The sequence below is a fragment of the Comamonas odontotermitis genome (assembly GCF_040396735.1).
Classification (GTDB): domain Bacteria; phylum Pseudomonadota; class Gammaproteobacteria; order Burkholderiales; family Burkholderiaceae_C; genus Comamonas; species Comamonas odontotermitis_C.
The window spans coordinates 60,943-85,890 of the sequence record NZ_JBEBNZ010000003.1 but is presented as its reverse complement, the minus strand read 5'-3'; the positions used below and the strand labels follow the sequence as shown (position 1 = coordinate 85,890).

26 protein-coding genes and 1 pseudogene are annotated in these 24,948 nt (G+C 59.6%); 12 read left to right on the top strand and 15 right to left on the bottom strand.

Features of this window, described 5'->3' with window-relative positions:
* Positions 1 to 176 precede the first annotated feature (176 nt).
* Genes ACH2DG_RS04410 through ACH2DG_RS04370 form a run of 9 tightly spaced genes read left to right on the top strand, consistent with a single transcriptional unit; the run spans position 177 to position 8,215 of the window.
* Complete coding sequence (locus ACH2DG_RS04410) at positions 177 to 1,682, top strand: TolC family protein (protein WP_395024483.1); 1,506 nt, start codon at positions 177 to 179, stop codon at positions 1,680 to 1,682.
* Positions 1,679 to 2,824, top strand: coding sequence for an ABC transporter permease (locus ACH2DG_RS04405; RefSeq protein ID WP_395024482.1), 1,146 nt, complete (start codon positions 1,679 to 1,681; stop codon positions 2,822 to 2,824). Before ACH2DG_RS04410 ends, ACH2DG_RS04405 begins: the two co-directional genes overlap by 4 nt.
* Before the next feature lie 22 nt (positions 2,825 to 2,846).
* Positions 2,847 to 3,623, top strand: a complete 777-nt coding sequence (locus ACH2DG_RS04400; RefSeq protein ID WP_395024481.1) for an ABC transporter ATP-binding protein — start codon at positions 2,847 to 2,849, stop codon at positions 3,621 to 3,623.
* A complete protein-coding gene (locus ACH2DG_RS04395; RefSeq protein WP_395024480.1) occupies positions 3,620 to 4,573 on the top strand; it encodes an efflux RND transporter periplasmic adaptor subunit in 954 nt (317 codons plus the stop codon). Before ACH2DG_RS04400 ends, ACH2DG_RS04395 begins: the two co-directional genes overlap by 4 nt.
* Positions 4,566 to 5,264, top strand: coding sequence for an MtnX-like HAD-IB family phosphatase (locus ACH2DG_RS04390; protein WP_395024479.1), 699 nt, complete (start codon positions 4,566 to 4,568; stop codon positions 5,262 to 5,264). Before ACH2DG_RS04395 ends, ACH2DG_RS04390 begins: the two co-directional genes overlap by 8 nt.
* A complete protein-coding gene (locus tag ACH2DG_RS04385; protein WP_395024478.1) occupies positions 5,261 to 6,187 on the top strand; it encodes an alpha/beta hydrolase in 927 nt (308 codons plus the stop codon). The genes ACH2DG_RS04390 and ACH2DG_RS04385 overlap by 4 nt, the downstream gene beginning before the upstream one ends.
* Positions 6,177 to 6,551, top strand: coding sequence for an EamA family transporter (locus ACH2DG_RS04380; RefSeq protein WP_395024477.1), 375 nt, complete (start codon positions 6,177 to 6,179; stop codon positions 6,549 to 6,551). The genes ACH2DG_RS04385 and ACH2DG_RS04380 overlap by 11 nt, the downstream gene beginning before the upstream one ends.
* Positions 6,548 to 6,979, top strand: a complete 432-nt coding sequence (locus ACH2DG_RS04375; protein WP_395024476.1) for a DMT family transporter — start codon at positions 6,548 to 6,550, stop codon at positions 6,977 to 6,979. Before ACH2DG_RS04380 ends, ACH2DG_RS04375 begins: the two co-directional genes overlap by 4 nt.
* Positions 6,980 to 6,982: 3 nt before the next feature.
* Entirely contained in the window at positions 6,983 to 8,215 is a 1,233-nt protein-coding gene (locus tag ACH2DG_RS04370) for a DegT/DnrJ/EryC1/StrS family aminotransferase (protein ID WP_395024475.1), read from the top strand.
* Here ACH2DG_RS04370 and ACH2DG_RS04365 read toward each other — a convergent pair.
* The 11 genes and pseudogenes from ACH2DG_RS04365 to guaB form a co-directional block, all read right to left on the bottom strand.
* Positions 8,151 to 9,437 (bottom strand): class I SAM-dependent methyltransferase, encoded by a 1,287-nt coding sequence (locus ACH2DG_RS04365; protein WP_395024474.1) that lies wholly within the window; start codon positions 9,435 to 9,437, stop codon positions 8,151 to 8,153. The two genes, ACH2DG_RS04370 and ACH2DG_RS04365, sit on opposite strands and share 65 nt — an antisense overlap.
* A 30-nt stretch (positions 9,438 to 9,467) precedes the next feature.
* Positions 9,468 to 10,376: a hypothetical protein gene (locus ACH2DG_RS04360; RefSeq protein ID WP_395024473.1), complete on the bottom strand. Its 909-nt coding sequence runs from the start codon at positions 10,374 to 10,376 to the stop codon at positions 9,468 to 9,470.
* On the bottom strand, positions 10,373 to 11,482 hold the full coding sequence (locus ACH2DG_RS04355; RefSeq protein WP_395024472.1) for a GNAT family N-acetyltransferase: 1,110 nt from the start codon (positions 11,480 to 11,482) through the stop codon (positions 10,373 to 10,375). The genes ACH2DG_RS04360 and ACH2DG_RS04355 overlap by 4 nt, the downstream gene beginning before the upstream one ends.
* Positions 11,483 to 11,534: 52 nt before the next feature.
* A complete protein-coding gene (locus ACH2DG_RS04350) occupies positions 11,535 to 12,908 on the bottom strand; it encodes an aspartate aminotransferase family protein (protein ID WP_395024471.1) in 1,374 nt (457 codons plus the stop codon).
* A gap of 227 nt (positions 12,909 to 13,135) precedes the next feature.
* Entirely contained in the window at positions 13,136 to 14,383 is a 1,248-nt protein-coding gene (locus ACH2DG_RS04345) for a hypothetical protein (RefSeq protein ID WP_395024470.1), read from the bottom strand.
* A gap of 286 nt (positions 14,384 to 14,669) precedes the next feature.
* Entirely contained in the window at positions 14,670 to 15,506 is an 837-nt protein-coding gene (locus ACH2DG_RS04340) for a hypothetical protein (protein WP_395024469.1), read from the bottom strand.
* Positions 15,507 to 15,522: 16 nt separating this feature from the next.
* Positions 15,523 to 15,684: pseudogene (locus tag ACH2DG_RS04335) on the bottom strand (SsrA-binding protein); the annotation flags it as partial.
* A 257-nt stretch (positions 15,685 to 15,941) separates the two neighbouring features.
* Positions 15,942 to 17,558, bottom strand: a complete 1,617-nt coding sequence (gene guaA, locus ACH2DG_RS04330; protein ID WP_395024468.1) for a glutamine-hydrolyzing GMP synthase — start codon at positions 17,556 to 17,558, stop codon at positions 15,942 to 15,944.
* A gap of 32 nt (positions 17,559 to 17,590) precedes the next feature.
* Positions 17,591 to 18,031: a type II toxin-antitoxin system VapC family toxin gene (locus ACH2DG_RS04325; RefSeq protein ID WP_395024467.1), complete on the bottom strand. Its 441-nt coding sequence runs from the start codon at positions 18,029 to 18,031 to the stop codon at positions 17,591 to 17,593.
* A complete protein-coding gene (locus ACH2DG_RS04320) occupies positions 18,028 to 18,288 on the bottom strand; it encodes a type II toxin-antitoxin system Phd/YefM family antitoxin (RefSeq protein WP_224149334.1) in 261 nt (86 codons plus the stop codon). The genes ACH2DG_RS04325 and ACH2DG_RS04320 overlap by 4 nt, the downstream gene beginning before the upstream one ends.
* A gap of 93 nt (positions 18,289 to 18,381) precedes the next feature.
* The gene (gene guaB, locus ACH2DG_RS04315) at positions 18,382 to 19,857 is read right to left on the bottom strand and encodes an IMP dehydrogenase (protein WP_395024466.1); all 1,476 of its coding nucleotides are present in this window, start codon (positions 19,855 to 19,857) and stop codon (positions 18,382 to 18,384) included.
* A gap of 141 nt (positions 19,858 to 19,998) precedes the next feature.
* On the opposite strand from guaB, the gene ACH2DG_RS04310 reads away from it, so the two are divergent.
* On the top strand, positions 19,999 to 20,553 hold the full coding sequence (locus ACH2DG_RS04310; protein ID WP_395024465.1) for a DUF4124 domain-containing protein: 555 nt from the start codon (positions 19,999 to 20,001) through the stop codon (positions 20,551 to 20,553).
* A gap of 68 nt (positions 20,554 to 20,621) precedes the next feature.
* Here ACH2DG_RS04310 and ACH2DG_RS04305 read toward each other — a convergent pair whose 3' ends face one another.
* Both ACH2DG_RS04305 and ACH2DG_RS04300 read right to left on the bottom strand, forming a co-directional pair.
* A complete protein-coding gene (locus ACH2DG_RS04305; RefSeq protein ID WP_395024464.1) occupies positions 20,622 to 20,966 on the bottom strand; it encodes an RnfH family protein in 345 nt (114 codons plus the stop codon).
* On the bottom strand, positions 20,959 to 21,399 hold the full coding sequence (locus ACH2DG_RS04300; protein ID WP_395024463.1) for a type II toxin-antitoxin system RatA family toxin: 441 nt from the start codon (positions 21,397 to 21,399) through the stop codon (positions 20,959 to 20,961). Before ACH2DG_RS04300 ends, ACH2DG_RS04305 begins: the two co-directional genes overlap by 8 nt.
* A gap of 134 nt (positions 21,400 to 21,533) precedes the next feature.
* Between ACH2DG_RS04300 and smpB the strand changes: the two genes are divergently transcribed.
* Both smpB and ACH2DG_RS04290 read left to right on the top strand, forming a co-directional pair.
* Positions 21,534 to 22,007 (top strand): SsrA-binding protein SmpB, encoded by a 474-nt coding sequence (gene smpB, locus ACH2DG_RS04295; RefSeq protein WP_395024462.1) that lies wholly within the window; start codon positions 21,534 to 21,536, stop codon positions 22,005 to 22,007.
* Between the two features lie 94 nt (positions 22,008 to 22,101).
* A complete protein-coding gene (locus ACH2DG_RS04290) occupies positions 22,102 to 22,500 on the top strand; it encodes an ATP-binding protein (protein ID WP_395024461.1) in 399 nt (132 codons plus the stop codon).
* A 71-nt stretch (positions 22,501 to 22,571) separates the two neighbouring features.
* Here ACH2DG_RS04290 and ACH2DG_RS04285 read toward each other — a convergent pair whose 3' ends face one another.
* Both ACH2DG_RS04285 and ACH2DG_RS04280 read right to left on the bottom strand, forming a co-directional pair.
* A complete protein-coding gene (locus ACH2DG_RS04285) occupies positions 22,572 to 23,669 on the bottom strand; it encodes an enoyl-CoA hydratase/isomerase family protein (RefSeq protein WP_395024460.1) in 1,098 nt (365 codons plus the stop codon).
* Positions 23,670 to 23,885: 216 nt separating this feature from the next.
* Positions 23,886 to 24,941 carry an acyl-CoA dehydrogenase family protein gene (locus tag ACH2DG_RS04280; protein ID WP_395024459.1) on the bottom strand — a complete coding sequence of 352 codons (1,056 nt, stop codon included), beginning with the start codon at positions 24,939 to 24,941 and terminating at the stop codon, positions 23,886 to 23,888.
* Positions 24,942 to 24,948: the final 7 nt, after the last annotated feature.

Sequence of the window (24,948 nt, the reverse complement as noted above, 5' to 3'; positions counted from 1 at the left end):
TCGCGCCAGAACCTGCAAGGATGGGGAATCACTGTGGTCATGCCCATCCAAAATTTTTTGCCTGAACGGCATTGGCGCAAGTCATGGCGTTGCTAAACATTATGGCCTGCATCTGCGTCTCCACGCTTCCTCCATAAATCCTGCAATCTAGCGCAAGCTTGCGACGGCCCAATGCGATGCAGGAAATTTCGCACATCGCGTTGCGCCGTGTCTTCATCGTGAAATTCAAACTCTCCAGTGCGTTATTGGGCATCGGCATTGCAAGCCTGATGGCTGGTTGCGCCTCGCCGCCCCAGCCCGAACTAGACCACAGCACACCCGCTAGCTGGCTACAAGCGCCACCTGCACGACCTGATGCCCAGGCAGTGACAGTGGCCGAGCTGCAGCACTGGTGGCTGCGGCTGGCCGACCCTGCGCTGAACGCTCTGGTCGACGAGGCCCTGACGCATAACATGACCCTGGGCGAAACATTGGATCAGCTCAAGGCACAGCGCATTCTGTTGAGCGTGGCTTCCACTGCCTACCAACCCCAGTTCACCGCCGGCATACGCACCTTACAAGACATTGCGGCGGTGGATTCCTACTTCCACGCCAGCATTGACATGAGCTGGGACCTGGGCCTGTTTGGCGCGATGGAATCCAGCAAGCTCGCGGCCTATGGCGAACTGATGGGCGTACAGGCCCAGTTGCACCAGGTCCGCGTTGAATTGATCGCCAATGTCGTGCAGCGCTATCTCGATATCCGTGTGGCCCAGCGCCAGCGGGCCCTGCTCGAAGAGCGTATTGCACTGGACGAGCGGCTGTTAACCTTATCAGACGTACGCCTGCAGCAGCGTATCGGCAGTTCAGATGCGCTGCACCAGGCACAACTGGAACTAACGCAGGCCCGGGCACAGCGCGCCACACTCAAGGAGTCACAGGTTCGTGCCGCACATGCGCTGGCCGCCCTATTGGGCAGGCAGGCACCAGATTCGCATTGGCTAGATCCGGATGCGACAGCCAATCTGCCCGACACCCGCACATTGCGCTTGCAGGTGCTGCCTGCAGAAATGTTGCGCATGCGCGCACCGGTCCAACTGGCCCAGGCGCGGGTGGAACAGGCAGCAGCCAAATTAGGACTATCGCGCTCGGCGCTGTACCCACGCTTTGCCTTGGGTGGCTCGCTGCTTTACTCGTACAACATCACGCAGAACTTGCGTACACGGTCAGACCAAATGCCCATGGTGGGGCCTGTAATCGATATTCCGCTGTTTGACTGGGGACGCAGGCGTGCACAGGTCAGTGCCGATGAGGCCGCCATGGATGGCGCCATAAAAGCCTATCGACAGAGTGTGTTGGACGGCCTGGCGGAAGTGGAGGCAGCGCTTGGAGGATTCAATGCCCAAACAGAGCGTCTGCAGTCCCAGGGCACAGTGCAGAATCTGCTGGCAGCGCGCAATCAAGTGCTGCAGCGACGCAAGGAGCTGGGCCTGGCTAGCGAATACAACCTGATCACGGAGCGCCGCGCAGTGCTGCAAAATGCCAGCGAGCAAGGTATTTCCCTCGGAGCGCAGGCGCTGGCCTATGTATCCCTTTTCAAAGCGCTTGGAGGCGCCCCTTTGCCCGCGCAAGCCGGAGAAACAGCCTCAGCAACAATGCCTGCGACGGTGGCACCGGCACCCACACAAGGGCAGACTCCATGATCGCGCTGGCTCGCAAAACCTTGGTCTACGAATGGCGTCGTTTTGTACCCTCTGTGTTTGCCGTGGGCTTTGCCGGCGTGCTGCTGGTGATGCAGGCTGCATTGGTTCTGGGTATTTTCAGCACCGCCTCCATCTATGTGAATGCAACATCGGCAGATCTGTGGGTCGGCTACCCTGGAACACAAAGCGTGAACTACGGGCGGGCTATCGGGCCCGATGTGGAAATGCGCCTGCGCATGGACGATGGAATCTCTGCAGTTGAACCCTATATCTGGCTGGATGGCGACTGGCGGGCCAATGGTCCCGACGCAGAGACCATGGGGGGCGTCTCGGTGTATCTCTCCGGCATTTCCACTGCCGCTGATGCCATGATGTTCGACCGTGTTCTCGCCTCCTGGCAACGGCAATTGCTCCGCGAACCCGGAGCTGTAATCATTGACCGTGCAGATCTGTCCTCGCTGGCCTCCAGAGAGGGTGATGTGGCCTGGATCAACAATCACAAGGTCCGTATCGCGGCGGCAATTGACGGCCTGAGAGGGTTGGGAGGCGTGAATGTCATAGCGTCGCTCTCCACCGTGCGCGAAATTGCAAGCGTACCAGAAGGTCAAGGCAATACATACCTGGTGGCACGCACGCGGCCGGGGGCGGATGCGAGGCAGGTGCAGCAGCGCCTCAACAGCGCAGCCCGCAGCTTCGGCCCGCATGAAACCTGGACCGCCAAGGCCTTTGCACACCGCTCGCAAATGTACTGGATGTTCAACACCGGCGCGGGTGCTGGCGTACTGTTCATGGCGATCGTGGTGTGCCTGGTCGGTGCGGTGGTCACCAGTCAGTCACTCAGAACAGTGGTAGCCGGGTCATCCCGCGAGTATGCAGTCCTCAATGCATTGGGCGTGAGCCGCAGCGCATTAGGCCGGGTAGTAGTGGAACAGGCATTCTGGATCGGTGCCGCCGGCATGGTGCTTGCCATACTGGCAAGTGTCGCGTTACTGGCGCTGGCACGCGTGTACCGGGTACCTGTCGCGCTCAATGTACAGGCCATGCTGGCATGCGCAGTGTTGATTGCAGTGCTGGCCTTGTTTTCCGGGTTGGGAGCCATCCGCGGTTTGCTGCGGGCCGATCCGGCCGCCTTGTTGAGGTAACCCAGTGAAACCAATGCACTCAATGCAAACCACATCGCAAGACCCGGGTTTCACCAAGGCTGCGGCAACAGCTCAGGCGCAACCCAGCCTGCGCGCTGTCGATCTCAAGAAATCCTATCTCTCCGGCGTGGTACGTGTACATGTGCTGCAAAGCCTGTCGATAGATCTGTACCCCGGTGAGCTGTCCCTGATCTCCGGGCCTTCGGGCTGCGGCAAAAGCACCCTTTTGTCACTGATGTCAGGACTGCTCACACCTGACGGCGGCAAAGCCTTCGCGCTGGGACAGGATCTGGAACGCATGAGCACACGCGAGTTGGAGCGGTTTCGCCTGGCCCATACCGGCTTTGTATTCCAGGGCTTCAACCTGTTTCCAGCACTGACTGCGTTGGAGCAAGTCCAGCTACCGCTCGGTTATATGGGCATCCGCACCCTGGAGACCCGAAAGCGCGCGCAGCAGGCTCTTGACGATGTGGGCCTGTCACACCGTTCCCATATGCGGCCAGCTGAACTCTCCGGCGGGGAGAAGCAGCGCGTGGCAATCGCTCGCGCCATGGCCAAACAGCCACAACTGCTATTCGCCGATGAGCCCACCAGTGCGTTGGATGCCGAAAGCGGCCAGCGTGTCATCGACATCCTGCATCGCACAGCACGCGCGCATGGAACCACAGTGCTGTGCGTGAGCCATGACCCACGGCTGGTGCGCCACGCAGATCGCGTGCTTGCCATGGAGGACGGTGCCATTCGCAACGACTGGCGCCCGAGCTCGTCCTCCGGTGATGACCAAGGAACCCCACAATGAAGAAAACCCAAAGGTCAACCGCGCTCATCAGCTTCGCTCTCTCGGCAATAGCCATGGCGGCGCTCGTGTCCGGGTGCTCTCCCTCCGGCAATGCAGGTGACTTTCCCGGAGCAGCCGGTACCGCATATGCTGCCGCCGCTGCACAACCAAAAAACGGCCCAGTCGCCGTGGCACGCGGCAAGATCGACGTTGAAGGAGGCCTGCTTGAGCTCGGTCCCGGCGTTGAGGGCATGGTTCAGCAACTTCCAATCCGAGAAGGCCAGCACGTGCAGCGCGGCCAGTTGCTCCTGCGCATGGCAGATGATGCCTCGCGCGCCGACCTCTCCGTAGCCGAATCGGAATGGAAGCTTGCCCAGGCTCGCCAAAAGGCGAAGGCCGCGCGGCTGCCTCAACTCCAGGCCATGCTCAAACGCTGGCAGACCGCTGTCCGCGAGGGGGCCGCGGATGCGCACAGCTTGGATGAAGCCGCGCAACAGTTGCGCGATGCAGAATCCGAAGCCGATGTCGCACGGGCCGAAGTGCAGGTGGCGCTGGCCAAGGTAGAACAATTGCGTTCGACGCGCAAACGTTTCGAGCTGAATGCACCTGAGGCTGGCACCATTGTGCGCCTGCGTACCCACGCAGGCAGTCAGGCGGGCCCTTCGCAACCAGTGATCACGCTGCTGCCACAGTCACCCCTCATCGTCCGGGCAGAGCTCAACGAGAGCTTTGCGGGCGCCGTGCACGAAGGCATGCGCGCCACCGTAGCTATTGACGGAGACACCGGAGCAATGGCCGTCGCGCTACCGGAAGCCACAGTACAGCGCATCAGCCCGGTATTTGGGGTTGCCCATCTGCAGGAAGATACCCAGCGCGGGCCGATCCGCGTCATCGAGTGCGTGCTGAGCTTCAATCAACCACCGACGGGTGCCCGTATGGGCCAGAACGTGAGAGTGACTTTTCATGAATAAACAAATCGAGTTTTTCTCCACTCATCCTGGCTGGCTGGTGCAGTCCGACTTCGATGGCACGATCAGCTTGCTTGATGTGACCGACACCCTGCTCACACGTTTCGGCATGCCAGGTTGGCAAGAGTTGGAAGCGCAATGGGAGCGCGGAGAGATCGGTTCTCGCGAATGCATGAAGGGCCAGGTGGCCTTGCTCGACATGAGCGAGGACGAGCTGCGAGCACACCTGGACACGATTGAAATCGACCCGGCATTTGCGGGCTTTGTGGCCGTGGCGAACTCGCACGCTATTGGGATACAGGTGGTCAGCGATGGCATCGACTATGCCATCCGTCATGTGCTTGCGCGCCATGGTCTAGCCCACCTCGAAGTCATTGCCAACCGCCTCGTTCGGGTGAGCGAGCGCCGCTGGCACCTCGACTCTCCCTGGGCAAGCGCCCACTGCCAACGCGCCAGCGGCAACTGCAAGTGCGAGCGCCTGGCCGAACAGCAGAGGCTGCATGGACGCGTGCTCTACGTGGGCGACAGCACTTCCGACTTCTGTGTATCTCACACGGCAGACTTTGTGCTCGCCAAACACAAGCTCATCGCGTATTGCGAGAAGCACGGCATCTCGCATGCGCCGTTCACGACCTTTGCCGACGCCACGGCCCTTTTGGAGAAAGTCACGCTCGGGCTGGAGACGGCGGCATGAATGTCTCGGACGGCTTCCAGGCAATACAACAGCAAAGTACTGGACACGCTGCGCTTGAAGCACTGTGCCTCACGCCGCATGAGTTTGTGATGCCCGGCTTCGGCTCCGCAGCACGAACCGGCGTGCTGCTGGTGCACGGCCTCACAGGTACACCTGCCGAAATGCGCGTACTGGGCAAAGGCCTCAATCGCCAGGGCTACACGGTGTATGCGGTACAGCTCGCAGGCCATTGCGGCACTATGGACGATCTGGTCGAGACACGCTGGCAGGACTGGCTAGCCAGCGTCGAGTCGGGGCTGGAGCGGTTTGCAGAGCATGTCGATCAAGTCGTGGTGGGAGGATTGTCAATGGGTGCACTGCTCTCGCTCGCCATTGCGGAAAGACATGCTGACAAGGTGGCAGGGGTGTGTGCGCTGTCGACGACCTTCCGTTACGACGGCTGGAGCATTCCGACCTACACCAAGCTCGCGTTTCTGCTGCCCCTGTTTCGCCAACTCGGCATTGGCCGCAGGCGCGTATTCATGGAAGCACCGCCCTATGGCATCAAGGACGAGGCATTGCGGGCCCGTATCGTCGAGCAGATGCACAGCGGCGACAGCGCAGCAGCCGGTCTGCCTGGCAATCCGTGGTGGTCCATCATCGAACTGCGCGCACTTTCCGCCGATGTGCAGGCGCACTTGAAGGATTTGCGCGCGCCCTGCCTGGTGATCCATGCCAATGAGGATGACATCTCCTCAGTCTCCAATGCACACGATATTGCTCGCGGTGCGGTTAACGCCCAGGTTGATCTGGTGCTGCTCGACAACTGCTACCACATGATCACCATCGATCGTGAGCGCCGCACGGTGATCGCGCGCATCAACGATTTCCTCGCACGTATTGCCACACGGCAAATGCCGGAGCCGAGAAGCCATGGGCAGTGATCTCTCGCCTTTGGTCATCACACTTTGGGTGCTCAACGTTCTGGTTGACAGCGGTGGTCAGCTCGCATTCAAGGCTGCGGCGAGCCAGCCCCCGCATGAACTCGGTGGCACGGCGCGCTGGCGCTTCATGCTCATCAGGCCATGGCTGTGGGTTGGCATGAGCTGCTACGTGGCGGAATTCGTCCTGTGGCTTGCGTTCCTGTCACTCGTTCCGCTGTCTGACGGCGTACTACTGGGCTCCATCAACATCGTGGCGATCATGATCGCGGGCCGTATATTGTTCAAGGAGCGGCTTGCTCCGCTGCGCGTTGCAGGCATCGTGCTGGTCTCCGTCGGCGTAGCCGTGGTGGGGCTCACAGGATGAACAAGCGCTTCTACCTCATCGGCTTTCTGGTGCTCATGGCGTTCGACACGCTGGCTCAACTCAGTTTCAAGCAGGCCGGCAATGCAGCGCTACCGTTGGAATTCTCGTTCGCATGGCTGCTGCGCGTGTTTGGCCAGCCTTGGATCTACGGTGCATTCGTCGGATACATTGGCGCGTTCTTTACCTGGATGAGCCTGCTCAAACGGGCCCCTATCGGCCCGGCATTCGCCGCCTCGCACCTGGAGATCATCTCCGTGCTGGCACTCTCGAATATTCTGTTTGGAGAACACATTGGCGGACCACAAATTGTGGGCTGCCTGTTCATCATTGCTGGCATCATCTGCCTTGCGCTCAGTGAGGCAGATGATCCGCTCGAAGAACACCAGAGTGGCTCAGCCAGCGCGGCACGCATCGCGAGCAGTCACTGAATCATGCTAGTCGGGCGCGTCACTGTCCCTCCCACAGCGGGCCTGCCCCTGTGTCCAGCAGACCTGCTGCCATGGGGTGATTCAAACCTGGCCGACGCGTTGGCTACATGGCTTGAGGTGCCTGAGGCCCAGCTCGAATGCTCTGGCACTTCGGCACTCATGGTAGCGCTACGCACGCTGCAGAGGCTATCGCCAGCGCGGCGTGAAGTCATCGTTCCTGCGTATACATGCCCGCTGGTCGTCATTGCAATTTCGCAATGCGGTCTGCAGCCACGCCTGTGCGACCTGAGCCCCGGCATACTCGACATGGATGAGCACATGCTGCGTGGCCTCTGCAGCGAGCGCACGCTCGCCATTGTGCCCACCCATCTATGCGGCCGCGTGGCTGATGTACAGATGGCACTGCATTTCGCGCGCCTGGCAGGCGCTTATGTGATCGAAGATGCAGCGCAGGCGCTAGGCGCACGTATCAATGGTCAGTCTGTGGGAATGCAAGGCGACGTAGGCCTTTTCAGTCTCGCGGTCGGCAAAGGGCTGACAACTTATGAAGGGGGTGTGCTCGTGGCGCGAGACGCTGCCATACGCAGCAGCCTGCATGCCATGCACCACCGCACGGTAGGCTACAGCCTTGGCTGGGAGTTGCTGCGCAGTGCAGAGCTTTTGGGATATGCTGCGGCCTATCGGCCATCCGCGCTGGACCGGGTATATGGCGCACCGCTACGCAAAAGCCTTGCCAGAAATGACTGGATTGGAGCAGCGGGCGACGATTTCAATACCGTCATTCCGCAGCACAAACTGGGCACCTGGCGCAGGCGTGTTGGTGTACGCGCTCTCAAGCGGCTGAGTACCCATCTGCATAAGGCGCAGCAGCGCGCTGAAAGACGCGTTGCGCAACTTTCGCTTATTCCGGGCGTTGAAGTCATTCGCGACCCAACACCCAACGCGCAGGGGACCTGGCCGGTGATTCTGGTGCGCATGCCCGATCACACATCACGAGATGCGCTGATGCGCGAGCACTGGGTTTCAAACCTAGGCCTTTCACTGCCATTCGTCAACGTCATCTCCGACTATGAGCGCTACGCCCCTTTATTGGGCCGCGACTTCTCCGACAGCGTGATGATCGCTCGAAACTGGGCGCAGCGCCTCGTCTCTGTGAGCAACAGCGAGTGGCTTACGGATGCACAGTTTGATCGACTATGTGGGCATATCTCGGAGACAATCGCTCGCGAGCCTTGAGAGCTTCTTCGCGCAACCTCACATAGTTGCGTGTGAGCGGCACCGCTTCTTGCTTGCGAACGAGTTGCACCTGAAAGACTGCGATGTCCTGATACCGAAATGCCGTCTCAGACATCGAAAGATAGAACTCCCACATCTTGCAAAATCGCTCATCGTAAAGGGCCTTTGCTTCGTCGCGCCGCGCAAGAAAGCGCGCTCGCCAGATGCGCAGCGTGCTCGCGTAGTGCAGGCGCAGCACTTCCACATCGCTTACCAGCAGGCCTGAACGCTCGATGGACTGAGTGAACTCCGACATGGATGGCAGATTACCCCCGGGGAAAATGTAACGCTCGATCCATGGATTATTGAATGCCGGGGCTTCAAAGTTACCGATGAAATGCAGGAGCATCACTCCGTCCTCGGCAAGCAGGTCGAAGCACTGCCTGAAGAACGTATCATGAAAGCGTGAACCCACATGTTCGAACATCCCCACGCTGACGATACGGTCGAAAGTACCTTGTACATCACGGTAGTCTTCAAGACTGTATTCCAGCCTGCCAGCCACCGGCGTTTGCAACGCGCGTTGCTTGGCGCCTTCAAGCTGCTCAGTAGACAGAGTCACACCCTTCACATATCCCACGTCCCCGATTTCTGCCAGATAGCGCGCCATGCCACCCCAGCCACAACCGATATCGAGAGCGCGCTGTTCCCGGTCCAGCAGTAGCTTGGCGGCGATATGTCGCTTCTTGGCGAGCTGGGCTGCCTCCAAACTCTCATTGCCGTTTTCGAAATAGGCACATGAATACTGCCGGTCTTCGTCCAGAAACAGTTGATAGAGCCGGTCGTTCAGATCGTAGTGGTGCGCCACGTTCGCACGCGACTTGCTGCGCAGATTGTTCTGCCATATGGGGATGAGCTTCATGCGCAGGGCATCGAGAAACTGCACCATCTTGCTGTCCGGAACATGCTTGGCATGGCGCAGCAGGAGTTCGAGCACATCGTAGATAGAGCCCTTCTCGACAAGGAGGCGCCCTTGCATGTACATCTCGCCAAAATTCAGATCCGGATCGCGGAGCAGATGAAGCACTGCGCGCTGATCGGTGAAGCGGATGCGCGCCCCAGGGTATTCTTCATCGCCAAATGCAAGCACCTTGCCAGTCGGCATCACCACTTCAATCCGACCGGTTTTCACCAACGGAGCCAAAGCGCCTCGCAGCAGGGTTTCGATCAGCGAATCGAACATGGCGATGAATCCTTCACTGAGAATTGGACCCTATGAATCGGATTCTAGCGACTCGATGTGACAGCACGCGATGCGCTTCATGAGCCGTGCATTGAAAGCGTGCTGACGAGCCTGTGCAGCAGCGAGGGTCTGGATCGGCACCTCGGTATCCTGCCCGTCGCTCAGGCTCATGAGCCGCTTCCACCAGGTGGTGTAGCGCCAGGAGGAAATGTCTCCGGTGATATCACTGCCAACGATCTGCCCCTTGAGCGCATCGATGATTCCTGCAGCATCGCTTTCGCTCATCTGTCCCTGATCCCAATTGGTCTGTACCACGTCTCGCGCAAATACGTCCTTGTCGATACTGAGATAAGTAGGCGACCGTGCATCCGTCAACATCTGCACCAGCGATTCGCCAAGCTCCTGCACGCTGCCAAAGCTGCGGAATGCCTCGGCAAGACCCTTGCGCCCAGCCCAGGATGTATCCACGCCACTGCTCCAGTAGCTGAGCTTGCCCTCGCGCAGCGGCGCCGCATAGTTCTCCCAGGCATGGCTCCAACTGATGTCCTGCGACGTGATGCCGGCTACGTGCACGTGCGAGACCGCTGGATTCAGCGCCACCTGCCGCACCCAGGATCCGCAGTGCACGCCCCACGGGAACAGCATATTGTCGGGGTGGTTATCGAGCACAACCACGCGCAGTGGCTTGCCTGCATTGAATGCGTTCCGTGCGATGCAGCGCTCTATCAACAGCCAGCTCAAATGATGAAAGTCGCCGCTCCCGATGAAAGCTGTACCATACTGCGCAGGCAGTCGCTGCTCAACATGGTCGCGAAATGACCTATAACGCTTGAGCGAAGAGCCAAAACGTATCATCTCCTGCCAGTTATGCAGTGACAAACGCACCTCATCGGTGAGTGTACCTACCGACCCATCCACATCGAGCACCAATGGAGTCATTTTTCAGGCTCCCTGCCCCATTGGCTGTCATTCTCGAAATGACGCGAGAACCTGCGGCCCAACGCTCGCAACCATGGATTGCGAATGAATACTGCATGTTGCGTCAATGTGAACCTGGCACCGAGCTGGGCTTTCACTGCTGGGTCTGTCCACCCCGCTACATAGTGCGTGAGTTTGCGCTCGATCGCATATTCCAGATTCACCATCCAGCTCACGAAATACAGATTGGCCTCGCGCGCTTGCGGATATGAAAGGCCAATGTACTTGTCAACCAGACGCCCCTCGTGCTCGAAGCAGAGGTTCCAGCCCAGCAATGCATCGTCACCCAGATCGCGGTACTCGAACACAATGCCTCCGTTTGTCCCATCGCGCAGCACTGCGGCAAAGAATTCCCGGGTGAGTTTGTCGAAGTGGATTTCGCTTTGCGCATAGACTGCCTCGAACAGTGCGTAATATGCATCCACGCATTCATCGTTGGCAAAGTGATCACCGGTCGGAATACGCGAAATCCGCATGTGTTCCCGGCTTCTTAGCTTGCGCTTCAGGTTCTGGCGCCGGCTTTTGGAAAGACGCGACAGATACTCGTCTAGCCTTTCAAAATTGACAGCCACATATGCCAGCGCCTGGCCTTCGACGAGGATGAACCCTGCCTGCTGCAATTGAGCCATTAGCGCCTCAGAAAATGCATTCTCCTCATCCGATAGCAAGGGTGACGCTAGCGGCAGGTCCTTCACGACGGTCAACATGCGCGCGCCAGCCTGGTTTCGCAGCTGCGTGGCCAGCGAAGACGCCTCGATGCCCCGGGGCATCAAGGCGTACTCTGAGAGTGTGGTACCCACGAAGTCCGTCCTGAGGCTCAGGCGCGAGGACAGCCACTTCCCGCCAGGCAGATTCTCCAGCTTTGTCTTGAGTTCCGCATCTGCCGTGGTCAGCAGATCGAAGGGCGCGGTGAATGCCGGTGCTGGCCAGTCGGCTCCAAGCACGTCAAAGCCCCCCGGCGGATGCGCAGCGAACTGCCCAATCAATGCCTGAGGCTCAAGTTGATTACGGTAGGGCTTTGGATTCAACGCGTTCGTTACCTCGATTTCAAATTCCAGGTATCGCATCTCCCCTTACGCATCCTCTGTCGTTGGAGTATGGGAAGAGGCGAAGTACCCTCTATTTTTTGGCCTTGGTGATCAGCTGATCCAGTAGCACCATCGCCTCATCGATCTCGCCCCGTGAAATCATCAGCGATGGAGCGAAGGTGATAACGTTCTTGTAATAACCCCCCACGTCCAGCACAAGACCACGCTTGTGCCCTTGGTACTCCAGGCCGCCTTCAAGGCCAATATCTACCATCTTGTCAAGCAGCGCCTTGTTGGGCGTAAAGCCATCTTCAGTGCAGATCTCGGCACGCAGCGCAAGTCCGAGGCCGTCCACATCACCGATCTCCTTGTGGCGCTTTTGCAGCTCCTTCAGGCCCTCGAGAAAGTAAGCGCCCGACTCACGAACCTGCTTTCCGAAATCGATCTCGTGCGTCATTCTCATCACTTCAAGGCCGAGCGCTGTCCCCAATGGATTCGAAGCGAATGTGGAGTGGGTCGAGCCTGGGGGGAACACCGTCGGATTAATGAGTTCTTCGCGCGCCCACAGACCCGACAACGCGTTCAGACCATTGGTCAGCGCCTTGGCAAACACAAGCACGTCGGGAGTGACGCCGAAGTTCTCGACCGACCACAGCGTGCCGGTGCGCCAGAAACCCATCTGAATTTCATCGACGACCATCAGTACACCATGGTCGTCAAGCACCTTCTTCAAGCCCTTGAAGAAGTTGGGTGGCGGAACGACATAGCCACCTGTTCCCTGGATGGGCTCTACATAAAAGGCCGCATATTCGCACTGCCTGGTCTTTGGGTCCCAGACGGCGTGGTATTCGTTCTCAAACTTACGCGCAAAATCACGCACGATCTGCTCTGAGTACTCTTCAGCCGTCATTCCCTTGGGGCGGCGGAACGGATATGGAAATGGAATAAATTGCGCACGTTCGCCAAAATGTCCAAAACGGCGGCGATAGCGGTAACTCGAGGTAATCGACGATGCTCCCAGCGTTCGGCCGTGATAACCGCCTTCGAAAGCGAACATGAGACTCTTGCCATTGCTGGCATTTCGCACGACTTTGAGCGAGTCTTCGATTGCCTGCGCACCGCCCACATTGAAATGCACGCGACCTTGCTTGCCCCATTTCTTCTCGGCGTCCTGTGCAATAAACTTGGCCAGCTCGATCTTGGTAGGGTGCAGGTACTGACTCGCGACCTGTGGCAGTTCCTTAAGCTGCTGAACCATCTTGTCTTCAAGACGCTTGTTCTTGTAGCCAAAATTGACCGCCGAATACCACATCTGCAGATCCAGATAAGGCGTTCCCGCATCGTCATACATATAGCTGCCTTCGCAGCCGGTAAATATCTTCGGAGGATTGACGTAGTGGACGGTGTCACCAAACGAGCAGTACTTGGCTTCGTCAGCTAGCAATTGGGCTGTATTGAGGGTCACGACAGAAAGGCTCCATATTGAAGCCTAGCAGTTTGAGAACTCAATCTTGTTGCTCTATCGAGCTTTGTTGTAGAAATTGTGAAGATAGAACTGGGCTGTTGATTTCCACGCAGAAATGACCCAGTAACCCCCGGTAGGGATGCCGATAAAACTTGGACTGTTTTTATGCCGTCAGTCCAAGGCTCGCCCGATAGTCGATCGTGCTGAGGGAGCCAAGTCGGGGCGATTCAGTTCAAGGGGAACAGATAACGGGTGGCCTCAGGCTTGAGTATGGGTTTGAGCTTGCCAAATGAGAGGCTCACGCCGCGGCCAAGGCACACGCTCCGGGCGTGGCCTATGCGTGAGACCACGAAACCAAGTTTGCCCGGAGCCTCGAACATCAGCGCCATGAAGTCGGGCAGCATGTCCGTGCAGTCGTCGTCATCTCGGGGTTCGCGCTGACTGGCAACCGCCTTCCGAATGAATCTCACCAATTGCGGGCTGTATTCGCGCCCCTCCGAGCCATGGCTGTAGCCCTTGATAAGGCGCGAGAAGTCCAGATAGCCGCCATGCAGCAGATCCAATGTGAACGGATCGAAGTGATTGTTGGGGTGCGCTCCGCCACAGGAAGGGGAGCCGGACTCGGTCACGCTCAACAAGGTGGTGGAAAGATAGCTGAGCTTGATTTGCTCGTGATCGAAATAGCCCAGTGACCCTGCCTCGGGGTCGAGACTCTTATAGATGGCAGCCTTGCAGGCCAGTGCCTGCAGACTCATCGTCCAATGACGCTGCTCCAGCAAGGCATTGGCTACGGCCAGCATTCGGGCATCCGGGTGGCGTGTCAGACGCGGATACCAGAATCGGGTACGCGCATCGCGCACGGGCCGCCAGGCCAGGTTGGAAGCCACCGCAACCTCCTCGCCCTGCTCCAGCGGGCGTGCCACGCGCAGATAGTCGTAGGGTGTGGCCTGCATGCTGATGGCAATACCCTCCGCAACCCCGCTGCCCGCGCCTTGCACAATGGCCAGAGTCACGGCTTCCACGCCTCGCGGTGCAAGCTTCTCGGGGTCATACTGCGCAACGCGACCAAGGCTGAACGGCAGCCTGCCGCCACGAATGCCATCTTCCCACTCGCCTGTCAGCACATCGCCTTGCAGGCGAGCGCGCCAGATAACCTGCCGCTGCGCTGCATCTTCGAACAGTGGCTCGCCCGGTGTTATGGCATGCAGCCTTTTTTCCAGCAACTCGCCCGTCAGAGGTTGGGCCTCAGCCAATTGGTCCAAGCGGCCCTGGAGTGGAATGTCCACACCATGGCGCAGATAGAAATAGCGCCCTTTGCGCGTGCCGTCTGCCTGGGGCTCGCCCAGCTCCATCACTACATCGGCGCTGCCCAGTACTCCGCGATAGACCTCAACGGGAGCGGCCCAGGCGAGGCTTGATGATGCAATGAAAAAGGCCACTGGAAAGAACAGCAGCTTGGAGATTATTTTCACCATATTCATCATATTAGTGAGTACAGGATTGTTGGCGATCAGCAGATCCCCCCGCGGGACTGCCTGCATTTCGACATGGCTGGTTTCTCAAAACAGTCTGCACCACACAGCTTGAATCGCCCCCGGCTTTGAGAAGGCTTAACACTCTGAAAGGATTGAGCCATGACGAAGTCGAACAAGTTTTCACCCTAGGTGCGCAAGCGTGCCGTACGTTTGGTTCAAGAGCATTGAGGCGAGTAGCCAATCACAACCGTCTTCCTGAGCGAGATGAACAGAGCCAACGCTGTACCTAGTCTGTCGCATCGGGACGGACGTTCGAGCAGTCCTTTTTCTTCTCATCGCCCTTGACGGTCATGATCAGGCAGCGGATTCTCGCGTCCTGCACGCCCACATAATTCTTCGAATGACTGATGCTTGTCGAACCATCGGGATAGCTCACCAGATAACGGTAGCGGTCCTGCGGGACGGACTGAGCAGTGATGGGCTTGTCGTCATGCACCTTGAAAACCAGGTACATGGTGCCCGAGGCCGATGGATCAAAGGTCGGAGGGAGAATGAAACCGAGCGGCGCCAGCCGCAGCTCCTTTTCTGGAACGTCGTCGTCCGTGATGATCACCGGGACGTATGGAAAAACCATTCTCACGCTGGGGGCGCGGACTGCGTCTTTCGCCTTCGCGAATTCAAAGCTGATCCGATTGGCCTGCACCTCCCTGCCTTTGACCAGCGGGTGCCGCGAGGTGTAAGCGAACGCAGCCTCCAGAGAGGTCAGCATCCACTGGCAAGGCCCGCCGCCATCAATAGCAAGATGGCCCTTGTACTGATTACCCGTCGGCTCCTTGACGAGCTCCAGGTCCTCATAGTGGGAGGCCCGCATCATTGCAACGCCGCTTTGGGACTGCCCGCCCACGCCATAGCTTCGGGACTCCTTGCATCGAGCCGAATCGTAGTGGAGCTTCACAGGCAGCGGCCTGGCACCTTCGGGAAGTGTCACCGCCAGCGTCAGCCAACGGGCGTCGGCGGCAGGACTTTGCGTGCGGTCGGCTTTCTGACTGGTATCGAGCGTTGATGCGCAGCCCGCCATCAAGAAGCAGGCTGCGATAAGTGGGGAGCCCAATACGCGTTTCATGATGCTGGGCTGCGATTTAGCGGAGGCCGCACTTCATCGCACGCTCGACGTCGCGCTTGTCGTGCTCGGCCTTGCCCTTGGCCAGGGCGATGTCGCATTTGCCGCGGCCATCCTTCCAGTGCAGGTTGATGGACATGAGTGTATAGCCCTTCTGCTCGCCCTCGCCAACCAGGCGTTTGCTGCAGCTGGTGAACTGCCCCTCAAAAGTTAGACACCAATCCAACCTTTGGGAGCACATTGGGCTGCAGCCCAGACCCTTCTGACGGTATCGTAGGCGGCATTTTCATCCGCCTCAAAAGATACCGTCACGACAACCGTCAAATACGTAAGCTTAGGCAAAACTGGGTGAGACACCCAGAGACACCTAAGCCTTTATCGCATTTGGAATTTCCGTGATTTTCGAGCCTCTTTGAGGCGGTGTGAGACGATGCTGTTTCACTCCCACTCAATGGTCGCAGGCGGCTTGCTCGATACGTCGTAGGTGACGCGGTTGATGCCGCGCACTTCGTTGATGATGCGGTTGGACACGCGCTTGAGCAGGCCGTAAGGCAGTTCGGCCCAGTCGGCGGTCATGAAATCACTGGTCTGCACGGCGCGCAGGGCCACCACGTAGTCGTAGGTGCGGCCATCGCCCATCACGCCCACGCTCTTGACGGGCAGGAAAACGGTGAATGCCTGGCTGGTCAGGTCGTACCAGCTCTTGCCGCTTTTCTCGTCGATCCAGTTGTTCAGCTCTTCGATGAAGATGGCATCGGCGCGGCGCAGCAGGTCGGCGTATTCCTTCTTCACTTCACCCAGGATGCGAACGCCCAGGCCAGGGCCGGGGAACGGGTGGCGATACACCATGCCACGGGGCAGGCCCAGGGCCACGCCCAGCTCGCGCACTTCATCCTTGAACAGGTCGCGCAGCGGCTCCAGCAGCTTCAGGCCCAGTTGCTCCGGCAGGCCACCCACATTGTGGTGGCTCTTGATAGTGACGGCCTTCTTGCTCTTGGCGCCACCCGATTCGATCACGTCGGGGTAGATGGTGCCCTGGGCCAGGAAGGTGGCACCCTTGCTGCCAGCCGTGGCAGCCTTGAGCTTGGCGGCCTCGGACTTGAACACATCCACGAAGAGACGGCCGATGATCTTGCGTTTTTGCTCGGGATCGGTCACACCAGCCAGCTCGCCCAGGAACAGCTCGGACGCATCGACCCGCACCACCTTGGCGTGCAGTTTGCCCTCGAACATCTCCATGACCATGTCGCCCTCGTTCAGGCGCAGCAGGCCGTGGTCGACGAACACACAGGTCAGTTGGTCACCGATGGCGCGGTGAATCAACGCAGCGGCCACGGAGGAATCGACACCACCAGACAGGCCCAGGATCACCTCTTCATCGCCGACCTGCTCGCGAATCTTGGCAACAGCCTCTTCGATGTAGTCACCCATGATCCAATCCGCCTGGGTGCCGCAGATGTCGAGCACAAAGCGGTTGAGCAGCGCCTGGCCTTGCACGGTGTGCGTGACTTCGGGGTGGAACTGCACGGCGTAGTAACGGCGCGCCTCGTCGGCCATGCCCGCAATGGGACAGGACGGCGTGGAGGCCATGATCTTGAAGCCCGGAGGCAGCTCGGTGACCTTGTCGCCATGGCTCATCCAGACCTTGAGCATGCCGTGGCCTTCTGGCGTCGTGAAGTCCTCGATGCCCTTGAGCAGTTCGGTGTGGCCATGGGCGCGCACTTCTGCGTAGCCGAATTCGCGGCTGTTGGAGCCTTCAACCTTGCCGCCCAACTGGGTGGCCATGGTCTGCATGCCGTAGCAGATGCCCAGTACCGGCAGGCCCAACTCGAACACCGCGTCAGGGGCGCGGTCGTCCACTTCGTAGACGCTGGCGTGGCTGCCTGACAAGATCACGCCCTTGAGCTTGCCGTCTGCGGCAAATTCGCGCACCCATTCACTGCTGACGTCGCAGGGATGGACTTCGCAATATACATGGGCCTCCCGCACGCGGCGAGCGATCAGCTGGGTGACCTGGGAGCCAAAATCGAGGATGAGGATCTTGTCGTGTTGCATGGTGTTCAGGGGCTAGGGTGACAGAAAAGAAATCAGAAATCTTCGGGTGCCAGCAGCGCAATGCCGCGCTTTTTTGCAGCTGCCTGCTGGGCTTGGTCAAAAGTGGCCAGCGGCAGGCGCAACGATTGCGCCAGCCACAGATAGGCGGCATCGTAAACAGGCAAGCCGGTATCCAGCGCCACATCGAGCACGGCCTTGTGCTGCGCGGGAGCCAGATCGTGCAGCTCCACACGGTGGCGTATGGCCTCCAGCACGCTCCACAGGCCTTCGACGCTGGTGGTGGGGATACGGCCGTTGTTCACGCCCGATGCGATCAGGTTTCCACACTCCCATTGCCAGAGATTGGGGGCCTGCGGATCCACTTCGTCGCGGCGGATACGGCTGTAGAGGCGCTGGGTATGCGGGCTGGCGTTGTCGGGCAACAACCAGGCGGCAGTGACAGTGGCGTCCAGAATGAAGGCCGTTGCGCTCATGCCTGGCTCCTGCCTGTCTGGCGCATGGCTGCTACACCATTCGCAGCATCTGGCGCGCGAACAGTCTGCTGCAGCGCGTGAATCTGCTGCAATTCCCGGGCAATCTGCTCATCGGTGATCACGGGCTTGCGGCGCACCGGCAGCATGCGCACGACTTCCTTGCCGTGCCGTGTGATGCGCACTTCCTCGCCCTGCTCCACTGCCTCGATCAGGGCGGAGAAGCGGGTCTTGGCTTCGTAGATGCCGACAGATTGCATGGGCTGAAAATAAAAAATCTGGCCTGAAATTGAATTCAGACCAGATTTTATCACAAAGACCAGAATTTGGGATTCTGATCAGATTAGCGCTGTTCAGTCAGCCCGGTAGTTCGGCGCTTCCTTGGTGATCTGCACATCGTGCACGTGCGATTCACGGATACCGGCAGCAGTGATTTCAACGAACTCGGCCTTGTTGTTCATCTCTTCGATGGTGTTGCAGCCGCAGTAACCCATGGCCGCGCGCACGCCGCCTGCCATCTGGTAGACGATGGAGACCATCGAACCCTTATAGGGAACGCGGCCTTCGATGCCCTCTGGCACCAGCTTGTCGGCATTAGGGTTGCCCGTGGAGGATTCCTGGAAGTAGCGGTCTGCCGAGCCTTGCTGCATGGCGCCGATGGAGCCCATGCCACGGTAGCTCTTGTACGAGCGGCCCTGGAACAGAATGACTTCGCCCGGCGCCTCTTCGGTACCGGCGAACATGCCACCCATCATCACCGACGACGCACCGGCGGCGAGCGCCTTGGCAATGTCGCCCGAGAAGCGGATGCCGCCATCGGCGATCAGCGGCACACCCGTGCCAGCCAAAGCCTTGGCCACGCTGTCGATGGCCATGATCTGCGGCACACCCACACCCGCCACGATACGCGTGGTGCAGATGGAGCCAGGGCCGATACCGACCTTGACCGCATCGGCGCCCGCCTCGGCCAGCGCCAGCGCAGCAGCGCCGGTGGCAATGTTGCCACCCACCACATCGATATGCGGATAGTTCTGCTTGACCCAGCGCACGCGGTCGATCACGCCCTTGCTGTGACCATGGGCCGTATCCACGATGATGGCATCGACACCGGCCTTGGCCAGCAGCTCGACGCGCTCTTCGGTACCGGCACCCACACCAACGGCAGCACCCACGCGCAGCGAACCTGCACGGTCTCGCGCAGCGTTGGGAAACGTGGTCTGCTTGGTGATGTCCTTGACGGTAATCAAGCCCTTGAGCTCGAATGCGTCATTGACGACCAGAATGCGTTCCAGCTTGTGCTTGTTGAGCAAAGCCTTGGCCGCTGCAGGCGTGGTGTCATCCTTTTCATTGACGGTGATCAAACGCTCGCGCGGCGTCATGATGTCGCGCACCTTGACGTCATAGCGGGTTTCAAAGCGCAGATCGCGGCTGGTCACAATACCAACCACCTTGCCGCCGTCGCACACCGGAAAGCCCGAGATACCCAGGTTTTCCGACAGCTCCAGCACCTGAAGCACGGTGTGCTCGGGGGTGATCACGACAGGATCGAGCACCACGCCGGATTCGTGGCGCTTGACCTTGGATACTTCGACAGCCTGCTGTTCGGCCGTCATGTTCTTGTGAACAATCCCGATACCGCCTTCCTGGGCGATGGCAATCGCCAGGCGCGCTTCTGTCACCGTATCCATGGCGGCAGACACCAGGGGCAGGTTCAGCGTGATATTGCGGGAGAATTTGGTAGAGAGAGAGGTGTCCTTGGGTAGGACTTGGGAGTATGCGGGCACCAGCAACACATCGTCGAAGGTGAGCGCTTTTCCGATCAGGCGCATTGTGAAAGCTCCAAAAAAAGGATTCTACCGTCTTTTGTAAATGGTCTGCAGGAGGCAGAATTTTCTGCAAGGGGACACCCGGTGTTTTGCGCAACCAACAACTTGGTGCGCCATTTATAAATGGCGCGCTACACTGCATCCATGAAATTAATCAAGCTGCTTCTCATCTGCGCGGCCCTGGGTGTGGCTGCGCCCGCCATGGCCCAATGGCAGTGGATCGACAAGGACGGTCGCAAGGTCTTCAGCGATCGTCCGCCAGGGCTGGATGTGCCCGATAAGAACATTCTCAAGCGCCCCAAGGGCTATGGCGGTGTTCCGGGCGCCAAGACTTCGGGCACGGGCCCTGCCCTGCGCGACGTTGCTGTACCGGAAGAAGGCGAAGCGACGGCCTCCTCCGAAGGCGCCGCCCTGGCAGCCAAGCCAGCGGCCAAAACCGCCAGCGGCAAGGACAAGGAACTGGAAGCCAAGAAGGCCGCAGAAGACAAGGCCAAGGCCGATGCAGACAAGGCAGCCAAGGAAAAACAGGTGGCCGCCAAGGCTGACAACTGCAAGCGCGCCCAGCAGGCCAAGGCCATGTATGACACCGGCAAGGCAGTGCGCATGCCCAACGAAAAGGGCGAAATGGTGTTTCAGAACGCCGAACAGCGCGCTGCCGAGATCAAGCGCACCGACGACGCGATTTTCAACAACTGCTAAACCGTCGGCCAGCCCGCATGAAAAAGCCACGCATTGCGTGGCTTTTTCATTCATAGGTCTGACCTGCATCAGGCACCATAGCCTTGCTTGGACTGGGGCCTGCGCCGCGAAAACAGCCCTGCCCGGCGCGCGCCCTGCTTGGCAAAACGTTCCCGGCGCGCCTTCTTGGGGTCTACCTTGAGGGGCTGGTACAACTCCACCCGGTCTCCATCGGCCAATATCGTATTGCGCGGTTGTTGCCTGCCCCAGATGCCAACATCCTGCTCCGCACCCAGCATCTGGCCACTGCGCTGGGCAGCTGCTGCCAAGGCATCAGCCACCGTGGCCCCCGCCTGCAACTGCAACGCAAACGACTGCACCTGCCCATCGCGCGCCCATGCCACCTCGACATCGATGACGCCCGCTTCAGCCATAGATCTTTTCGGCGCGCTGGATGAAAGCGTCCATCATCGTGGCAGCAATCTTGTCAAAGATAGGGCCCACCACGGCGGCGAGCGTCATGCTGTCGAACCCGTAGCTCAGATTCAGCTCCACCTTGCAGGCGCGCTGGCTGCCATCGCCCACCGGATAAAAATGCCAGTCGCCCTGCAGATGGGAAAACGGGCCCTTGACCAATTGCATCTGCAGGCGCCTGCCAGGCTCGTAGGTATTGCGGGTGATGAAGGATTTCTTGATTCCTGCCAGCGCAATACCCACCTCGGCCGTCACTCCGTCTGCATGCTGCTCCAACACGCGCGCATGATCGCACCAGGGCAGAAACTCCGGGTAACGGGGCACATCGGCCACCAGATCAAACATTTCCTGGGGGCTGTACCAGATCAGAACGGACTTGTTGACGGTTTTCATGCAAACGCTGGGGGTGGACCGCATGCAAGGACGCGGCCTTGAATATTCATGGAAAATCACGGATTGGGCAAAAACGCCAGCGCCAACAGCCTTACAGCTCTTGGAAACCTCGTTTTGCCCCTAACATTGCAATTATGTCGAAGACGAACAACACCAACAGCCGCATAGCCGATAACAAGAAGGCGGCATTCAACTATTTCTTTGAAGAGCGCTTTGAAGCAGGCATGGTGCTGCACGGCTGGGAAGTGAAAGCCCTGCGCGAAGGCAAGGTCCAACTGACCGACGGCTACGTGCTGATCAAGAACGGCGAGCTGTTTTTGCTGGGCTGCCAGATCAACCCTCTGAAGACCGCATCCACCCACGTCAACCCGGATTCGGCACGCATCAAAAAGCTGCTGATGAAAAAGGACGAAATTCGCCGCCTGATCGGCAAGGTCGAGCAAAAGGGCTACACCCTGGTGCCCATCAACCTGCACTGGAAGAATGGCCTCGCCAAATGCGATATTGCCTTGGCCAAGGGCAAGGCCGAGCACGACAAGCGCGATGTGATCAAGGAACGCGAGAGCAAGCGCGAGGTCGAGCGCGCGATGAAGGTACATACACGCTAGGGAAAGCAGCCCATATTGGGCATCTGTCCCACACGCGGGCGCCCCGTCTTCTGGTTAGAGTGGCAGGGTCTCTTGTCCACCAAGGAGCTCACCCATGTTCTCCCGCTTCTCGACTCTGGCCCTCCCCTTGTCCGCCTTGCTGCTGGCCGCCTGCAGCTCAACCGGCACCATGCACAGCAGCGCCAGCACGCCTGTCAAGGCGGCTGATGGCAGCCTGGTCGGCCCCAATGGGCACACGCTCTACACCTTCAGCAAGGACGCCGTGGGCAGCGGAAGCTCTGCCTGCTATGGCCAATGCGCCACCAACTGGCCGCCGCTGCCTGTGGCTGAATCGGCCAAGCCTGTTGGAGATTTCAACATCATCGTCCGCGACGACAACAGCCGCCAATGGGCGTACAAGGGCCAGCCGCTGTACTACTTCGTCAAGGACGGCAAACCCGGTGACAAGACCGGCGACGGTGTAGGTGGCGCCTGGAAGATTGCACGCCCCTGATACCTTCCGCGCGCCACTTGCAAAAAAGCCGCACGATGTGCGGCTTTGCTTTTGAAGGGGCGATCCTTTTCTCAGCCCTGCAGGTGCGCCAGCGGATGCGCATGCGCAGGCCAGGGGCTCACAAACATCCGTGCCACTTCGCCCAGATCCACCTCTTCAATCCGTGCGGGGTTCCAGCGGGGGTTGTGGTCCTTGTCCACCGCCAGTGCGCGGATGCCTTCGAGCGTCTCGCTCTTGCGATCTGCCCGCAGGTAGAAGCAGTGGCGCACCATGTCGCGCTCCATGCGCAGATCGTCGGCCAGGGTCTGCTGGCGGGCGCGGCGAATCTGCTCCAGCACCACAAACAGCATCAGCGGCGAGCGCTTGCGCAGGGTCTCTGCCGTTGCCTTGGCGAAATCGCTGCCAGCCGCTTCCAGCGCGTGGATGATGGCGGGCACATCGCCTTTGGAAAAATATTGGTCAATTTCAGCATCAGCGCCCGCTTGACGCGCGGGAGCAGCTACCAATTTTGAAGCAACAAAGTCATCCACCGCCTTCACATTGGCAAAGCTGCCGGTGGCCAGCCCGTCCCATAGGGCTGCCTGTTCGCTGCTGGGCAGGTAGCCGTCGGCAAGCTTGTATGCAATGGCGTCTGCTGCGCCGATCATCTGACCGGTCAGCGCCAGGTATTCGCCCACGTGGCCAGGGCAGCGCGAGAGGAAATAGCCGCCGCCCACATCGGGGAACAGGCCAATCGCCGTTTCCGGCATGGCCATCTTGGTGCGCTCGGTCACGATGCGCAGGGTGCCGCCCTGGCTGATCCCCATGCCCCCGCCCATCACGATGCCGTCCATGAAGGCAATGTAGGGCTTGCCAAAATGGTGGATCAGGTGGTTGAGCGCATATTCCTCGGTAAAGAAGTCTTCCAGTTCGGGGTTGCCCGCCATACCCGCTGCGTGCAGAAAGCGGATATCACCGCCTGCGCAAAAGGCGCCGAACGCTCCCTCCTTGTTGCTGCCGCGAATGGCGACGGCAACGATGTTCTCATCCTTCTGCCAGCGCAGCAGCACATCCATCAGCTCGCGCACCATCGCCAGCGATAGCGCGTTCAGCGCCTTGGGACGGTTCAGGGTGATGAAGCCGATGCGGCCATGCACCTCGCTTTGTACGTCTTCCGTATAGACCAACATACTGACTCCTTATCGTTATTCCGTCTCTCAATCATCCGATTACTTTGTCGGGGTCGCTTGTCGTGCGTCAGCACTGCCTGCGCTTTGCCTTCGCGTACTCGAATGATTGAGAAACGGATGTAGGAACAAAACCGCAACCATAGCCGAAAAACGGCGTTGGCTGCGGCCAATCAGGTGCCAAATCCGGCAGCGGACAGAGATGGTCGTGGCGCCGCGTCAGGCCGCAGCGGTGCTGTCCGTGATCTGGCGGATCACGTCCAGGCTCATGCCGCCAGCTGCCACCAGGGCCTGGCCTGCCTGCAGTTGCCAATAGCTTTCGCTGCCTGCCGTCTGGCGCCACAGGTGGAGCCTGCGGGTGAACAGTTGCAGGTCAAACTCGGTGGTAAATCCAATCGCGCCATGGATGGAATGCGCAAGCGACGCCACCTCCACCGCCGCTTCGCCCGTGCGCGCCTTGCCCACAGCCACCTTGAGCGGATCGGCCAGCACGCCACCTGCCTCGCAGGCGATCTGCGCTGCCATGCGCGCCGCGCTGACGTGCTCGGCCATCACCGCCAACTCGTGTTGAATGGCCTGAAACTTGCCGATCGGCCGGCCGAACTGCTGGCGCTCATTGGCAAAATTGAGCGTGCTCTCGAAAGTGGTGAGCAGACTCCCTGCCAGCAACGCCGACACCAGCCCCGCCTGCGCCACCAGCAAGGATGCAGGTGCGGGCACGCGCGTGGCCGATACCAGGGTTTCGGCCTTCCAGTGCAGATCGGCATCGAGCACAAAAATGCTCGGGCTGGCCTGCGCACCAGCCACAGGCAGCAGCAGCAGTTCACCGCCCTGCTGGCCCAGTACCCATTGCGCCACCCGGGCGCCGCGTACACCGGCCGCGCAAAGGCCGCCGCCTTCAACCCGCAAATGCGGCGCAAGCGCAATTGCGCCCTGTGGCACGGTCACGCCAGCCGCCACCAGCCAGGCCCGCGCCAGCATGGTTTCTGCCAGCGGCAGTGGCATGGCGTGCTGGCCCAGCAGATCCCAGACGGCAAAGGCGTCGCGCAGCGCAAGGCCGGCACCGCCCGCGTCCTCGGGCAGCAACAGATCGGCAAAGCCGGTGTCCTCGATCTGCTGCCACAGGGTTGCCGCCGTGGCAGAGATGTTGGTCAAATCCGCCTCTGGCGCACTCCCATTGTGCACTGCCACTTCATTTTCTATAGCACGCACTACAGCAGGCATGCATTGCCCGGTCAAAACATCACGCAGGGCATCGATGATCAAATGGTCCATGTTCTTC

Excerpts from the sequence above, each read along its gene's own strand:
- ACH2DG_RS04410 (WP_395024483.1), top strand. The coding sequence starts at position 177 with ATGCAGGAAATTTCGCACATCGCGTTGCGCCGTGTCTTCATCGTGAAA.
- ACH2DG_RS04405 (WP_395024482.1), top strand. The coding sequence starts at position 1,679 with ATGATCGCGCTGGCTCGCAAAACCTTGGTCTACGAATGGCGTCGTTTT.
- ACH2DG_RS04400 (WP_395024481.1), top strand. The coding sequence starts at position 2,847 with ATGCAAACCACATCGCAAGACCCGGGTTTCACCAAGGCTGCGGCAACA.
- ACH2DG_RS04395 (WP_395024480.1), top strand. The coding sequence starts at position 3,620 with ATGAAGAAAACCCAAAGGTCAACCGCGCTCATCAGCTTCGCTCTCTCG.
- ACH2DG_RS04390 (WP_395024479.1), top strand. The coding sequence starts at position 4,566 with ATGAATAAACAAATCGAGTTTTTCTCCACTCATCCTGGCTGGCTGGTG.
- ACH2DG_RS04385 (WP_395024478.1), top strand. The coding sequence starts at position 5,261 with ATGAATGTCTCGGACGGCTTCCAGGCAATACAACAGCAAAGTACTGGA.
- ACH2DG_RS04380 (WP_395024477.1), top strand. The coding sequence starts at position 6,177 with ATGGGCAGTGATCTCTCGCCTTTGGTCATCACACTTTGGGTGCTCAAC.
- ACH2DG_RS04375 (WP_395024476.1), top strand. The coding sequence starts at position 6,548 with ATGAACAAGCGCTTCTACCTCATCGGCTTTCTGGTGCTCATGGCGTTC.
- ACH2DG_RS04370 (WP_395024475.1), top strand. The coding sequence starts at position 6,983 with ATGCTAGTCGGGCGCGTCACTGTCCCTCCCACAGCGGGCCTGCCCCTG.
- ACH2DG_RS04365 (WP_395024474.1), bottom strand. The coding sequence starts at position 9,437 with ATGTTCGATTCGCTGATCGAAACCCTGCTGCGAGGCGCTTTGGCTCCG.
- ACH2DG_RS04360 (WP_395024473.1), bottom strand. The coding sequence starts at position 10,376 with ATGACTCCATTGGTGCTCGATGTGGATGGGTCGGTAGGTACACTCACC.
- ACH2DG_RS04355 (WP_395024472.1), bottom strand. The coding sequence starts at position 11,482 with ATGCGATACCTGGAATTTGAAATCGAGGTAACGAACGCGTTGAATCCA.
- ACH2DG_RS04345 (WP_395024470.1), bottom strand. The coding sequence starts at position 14,383 with ATGGTGAAAATAATCTCCAAGCTGCTGTTCTTTCCAGTGGCCTTTTTC.
- ACH2DG_RS04340 (WP_395024469.1), bottom strand. The coding sequence starts at position 15,506 with ATGAAACGCGTATTGGGCTCCCCACTTATCGCAGCCTGCTTCTTGATG.
- guaA (WP_395024468.1), bottom strand. The coding sequence starts at position 17,558 with ATGCAACACGACAAGATCCTCATCCTCGATTTTGGCTCCCAGGTCACC.
- ACH2DG_RS04325 (WP_395024467.1), bottom strand. The coding sequence starts at position 18,031 with ATGAGCGCAACGGCCTTCATTCTGGACGCCACTGTCACTGCCGCCTGG.
- ACH2DG_RS04320 (WP_224149334.1), bottom strand. The coding sequence starts at position 18,288 with ATGCAATCTGTCGGCATCTACGAAGCCAAGACCCGCTTCTCCGCCCTG.
- guaB (WP_395024466.1), bottom strand. The coding sequence starts at position 19,857 with ATGCGCCTGATCGGAAAAGCGCTCACCTTCGACGATGTGTTGCTGGTG.
- ACH2DG_RS04310 (WP_395024465.1), top strand. The coding sequence starts at position 19,999 with ATGAAATTAATCAAGCTGCTTCTCATCTGCGCGGCCCTGGGTGTGGCT.
- ACH2DG_RS04305 (WP_395024464.1), bottom strand. The coding sequence starts at position 20,966 with ATGGCTGAAGCGGGCGTCATCGATGTCGAGGTGGCATGGGCGCGCGAT.
- ACH2DG_RS04300 (WP_395024463.1), bottom strand. The coding sequence starts at position 21,399 with ATGAAAACCGTCAACAAGTCCGTTCTGATCTGGTACAGCCCCCAGGAA.
- smpB (WP_395024462.1), top strand. The coding sequence starts at position 21,534 with ATGTCGAAGACGAACAACACCAACAGCCGCATAGCCGATAACAAGAAG.
- ACH2DG_RS04290 (WP_395024461.1), top strand. The coding sequence starts at position 22,102 with ATGTTCTCCCGCTTCTCGACTCTGGCCCTCCCCTTGTCCGCCTTGCTG.
- ACH2DG_RS04285 (WP_395024460.1), bottom strand. The coding sequence starts at position 23,669 with ATGTTGGTCTATACGGAAGACGTACAAAGCGAGGTGCATGGCCGCATC.
- ACH2DG_RS04280 (WP_395024459.1), bottom strand. The coding sequence starts at position 24,941 with ATGGACCATTTGATCATCGATGCCCTGCGTGATGTTTTGACCGGGCAA.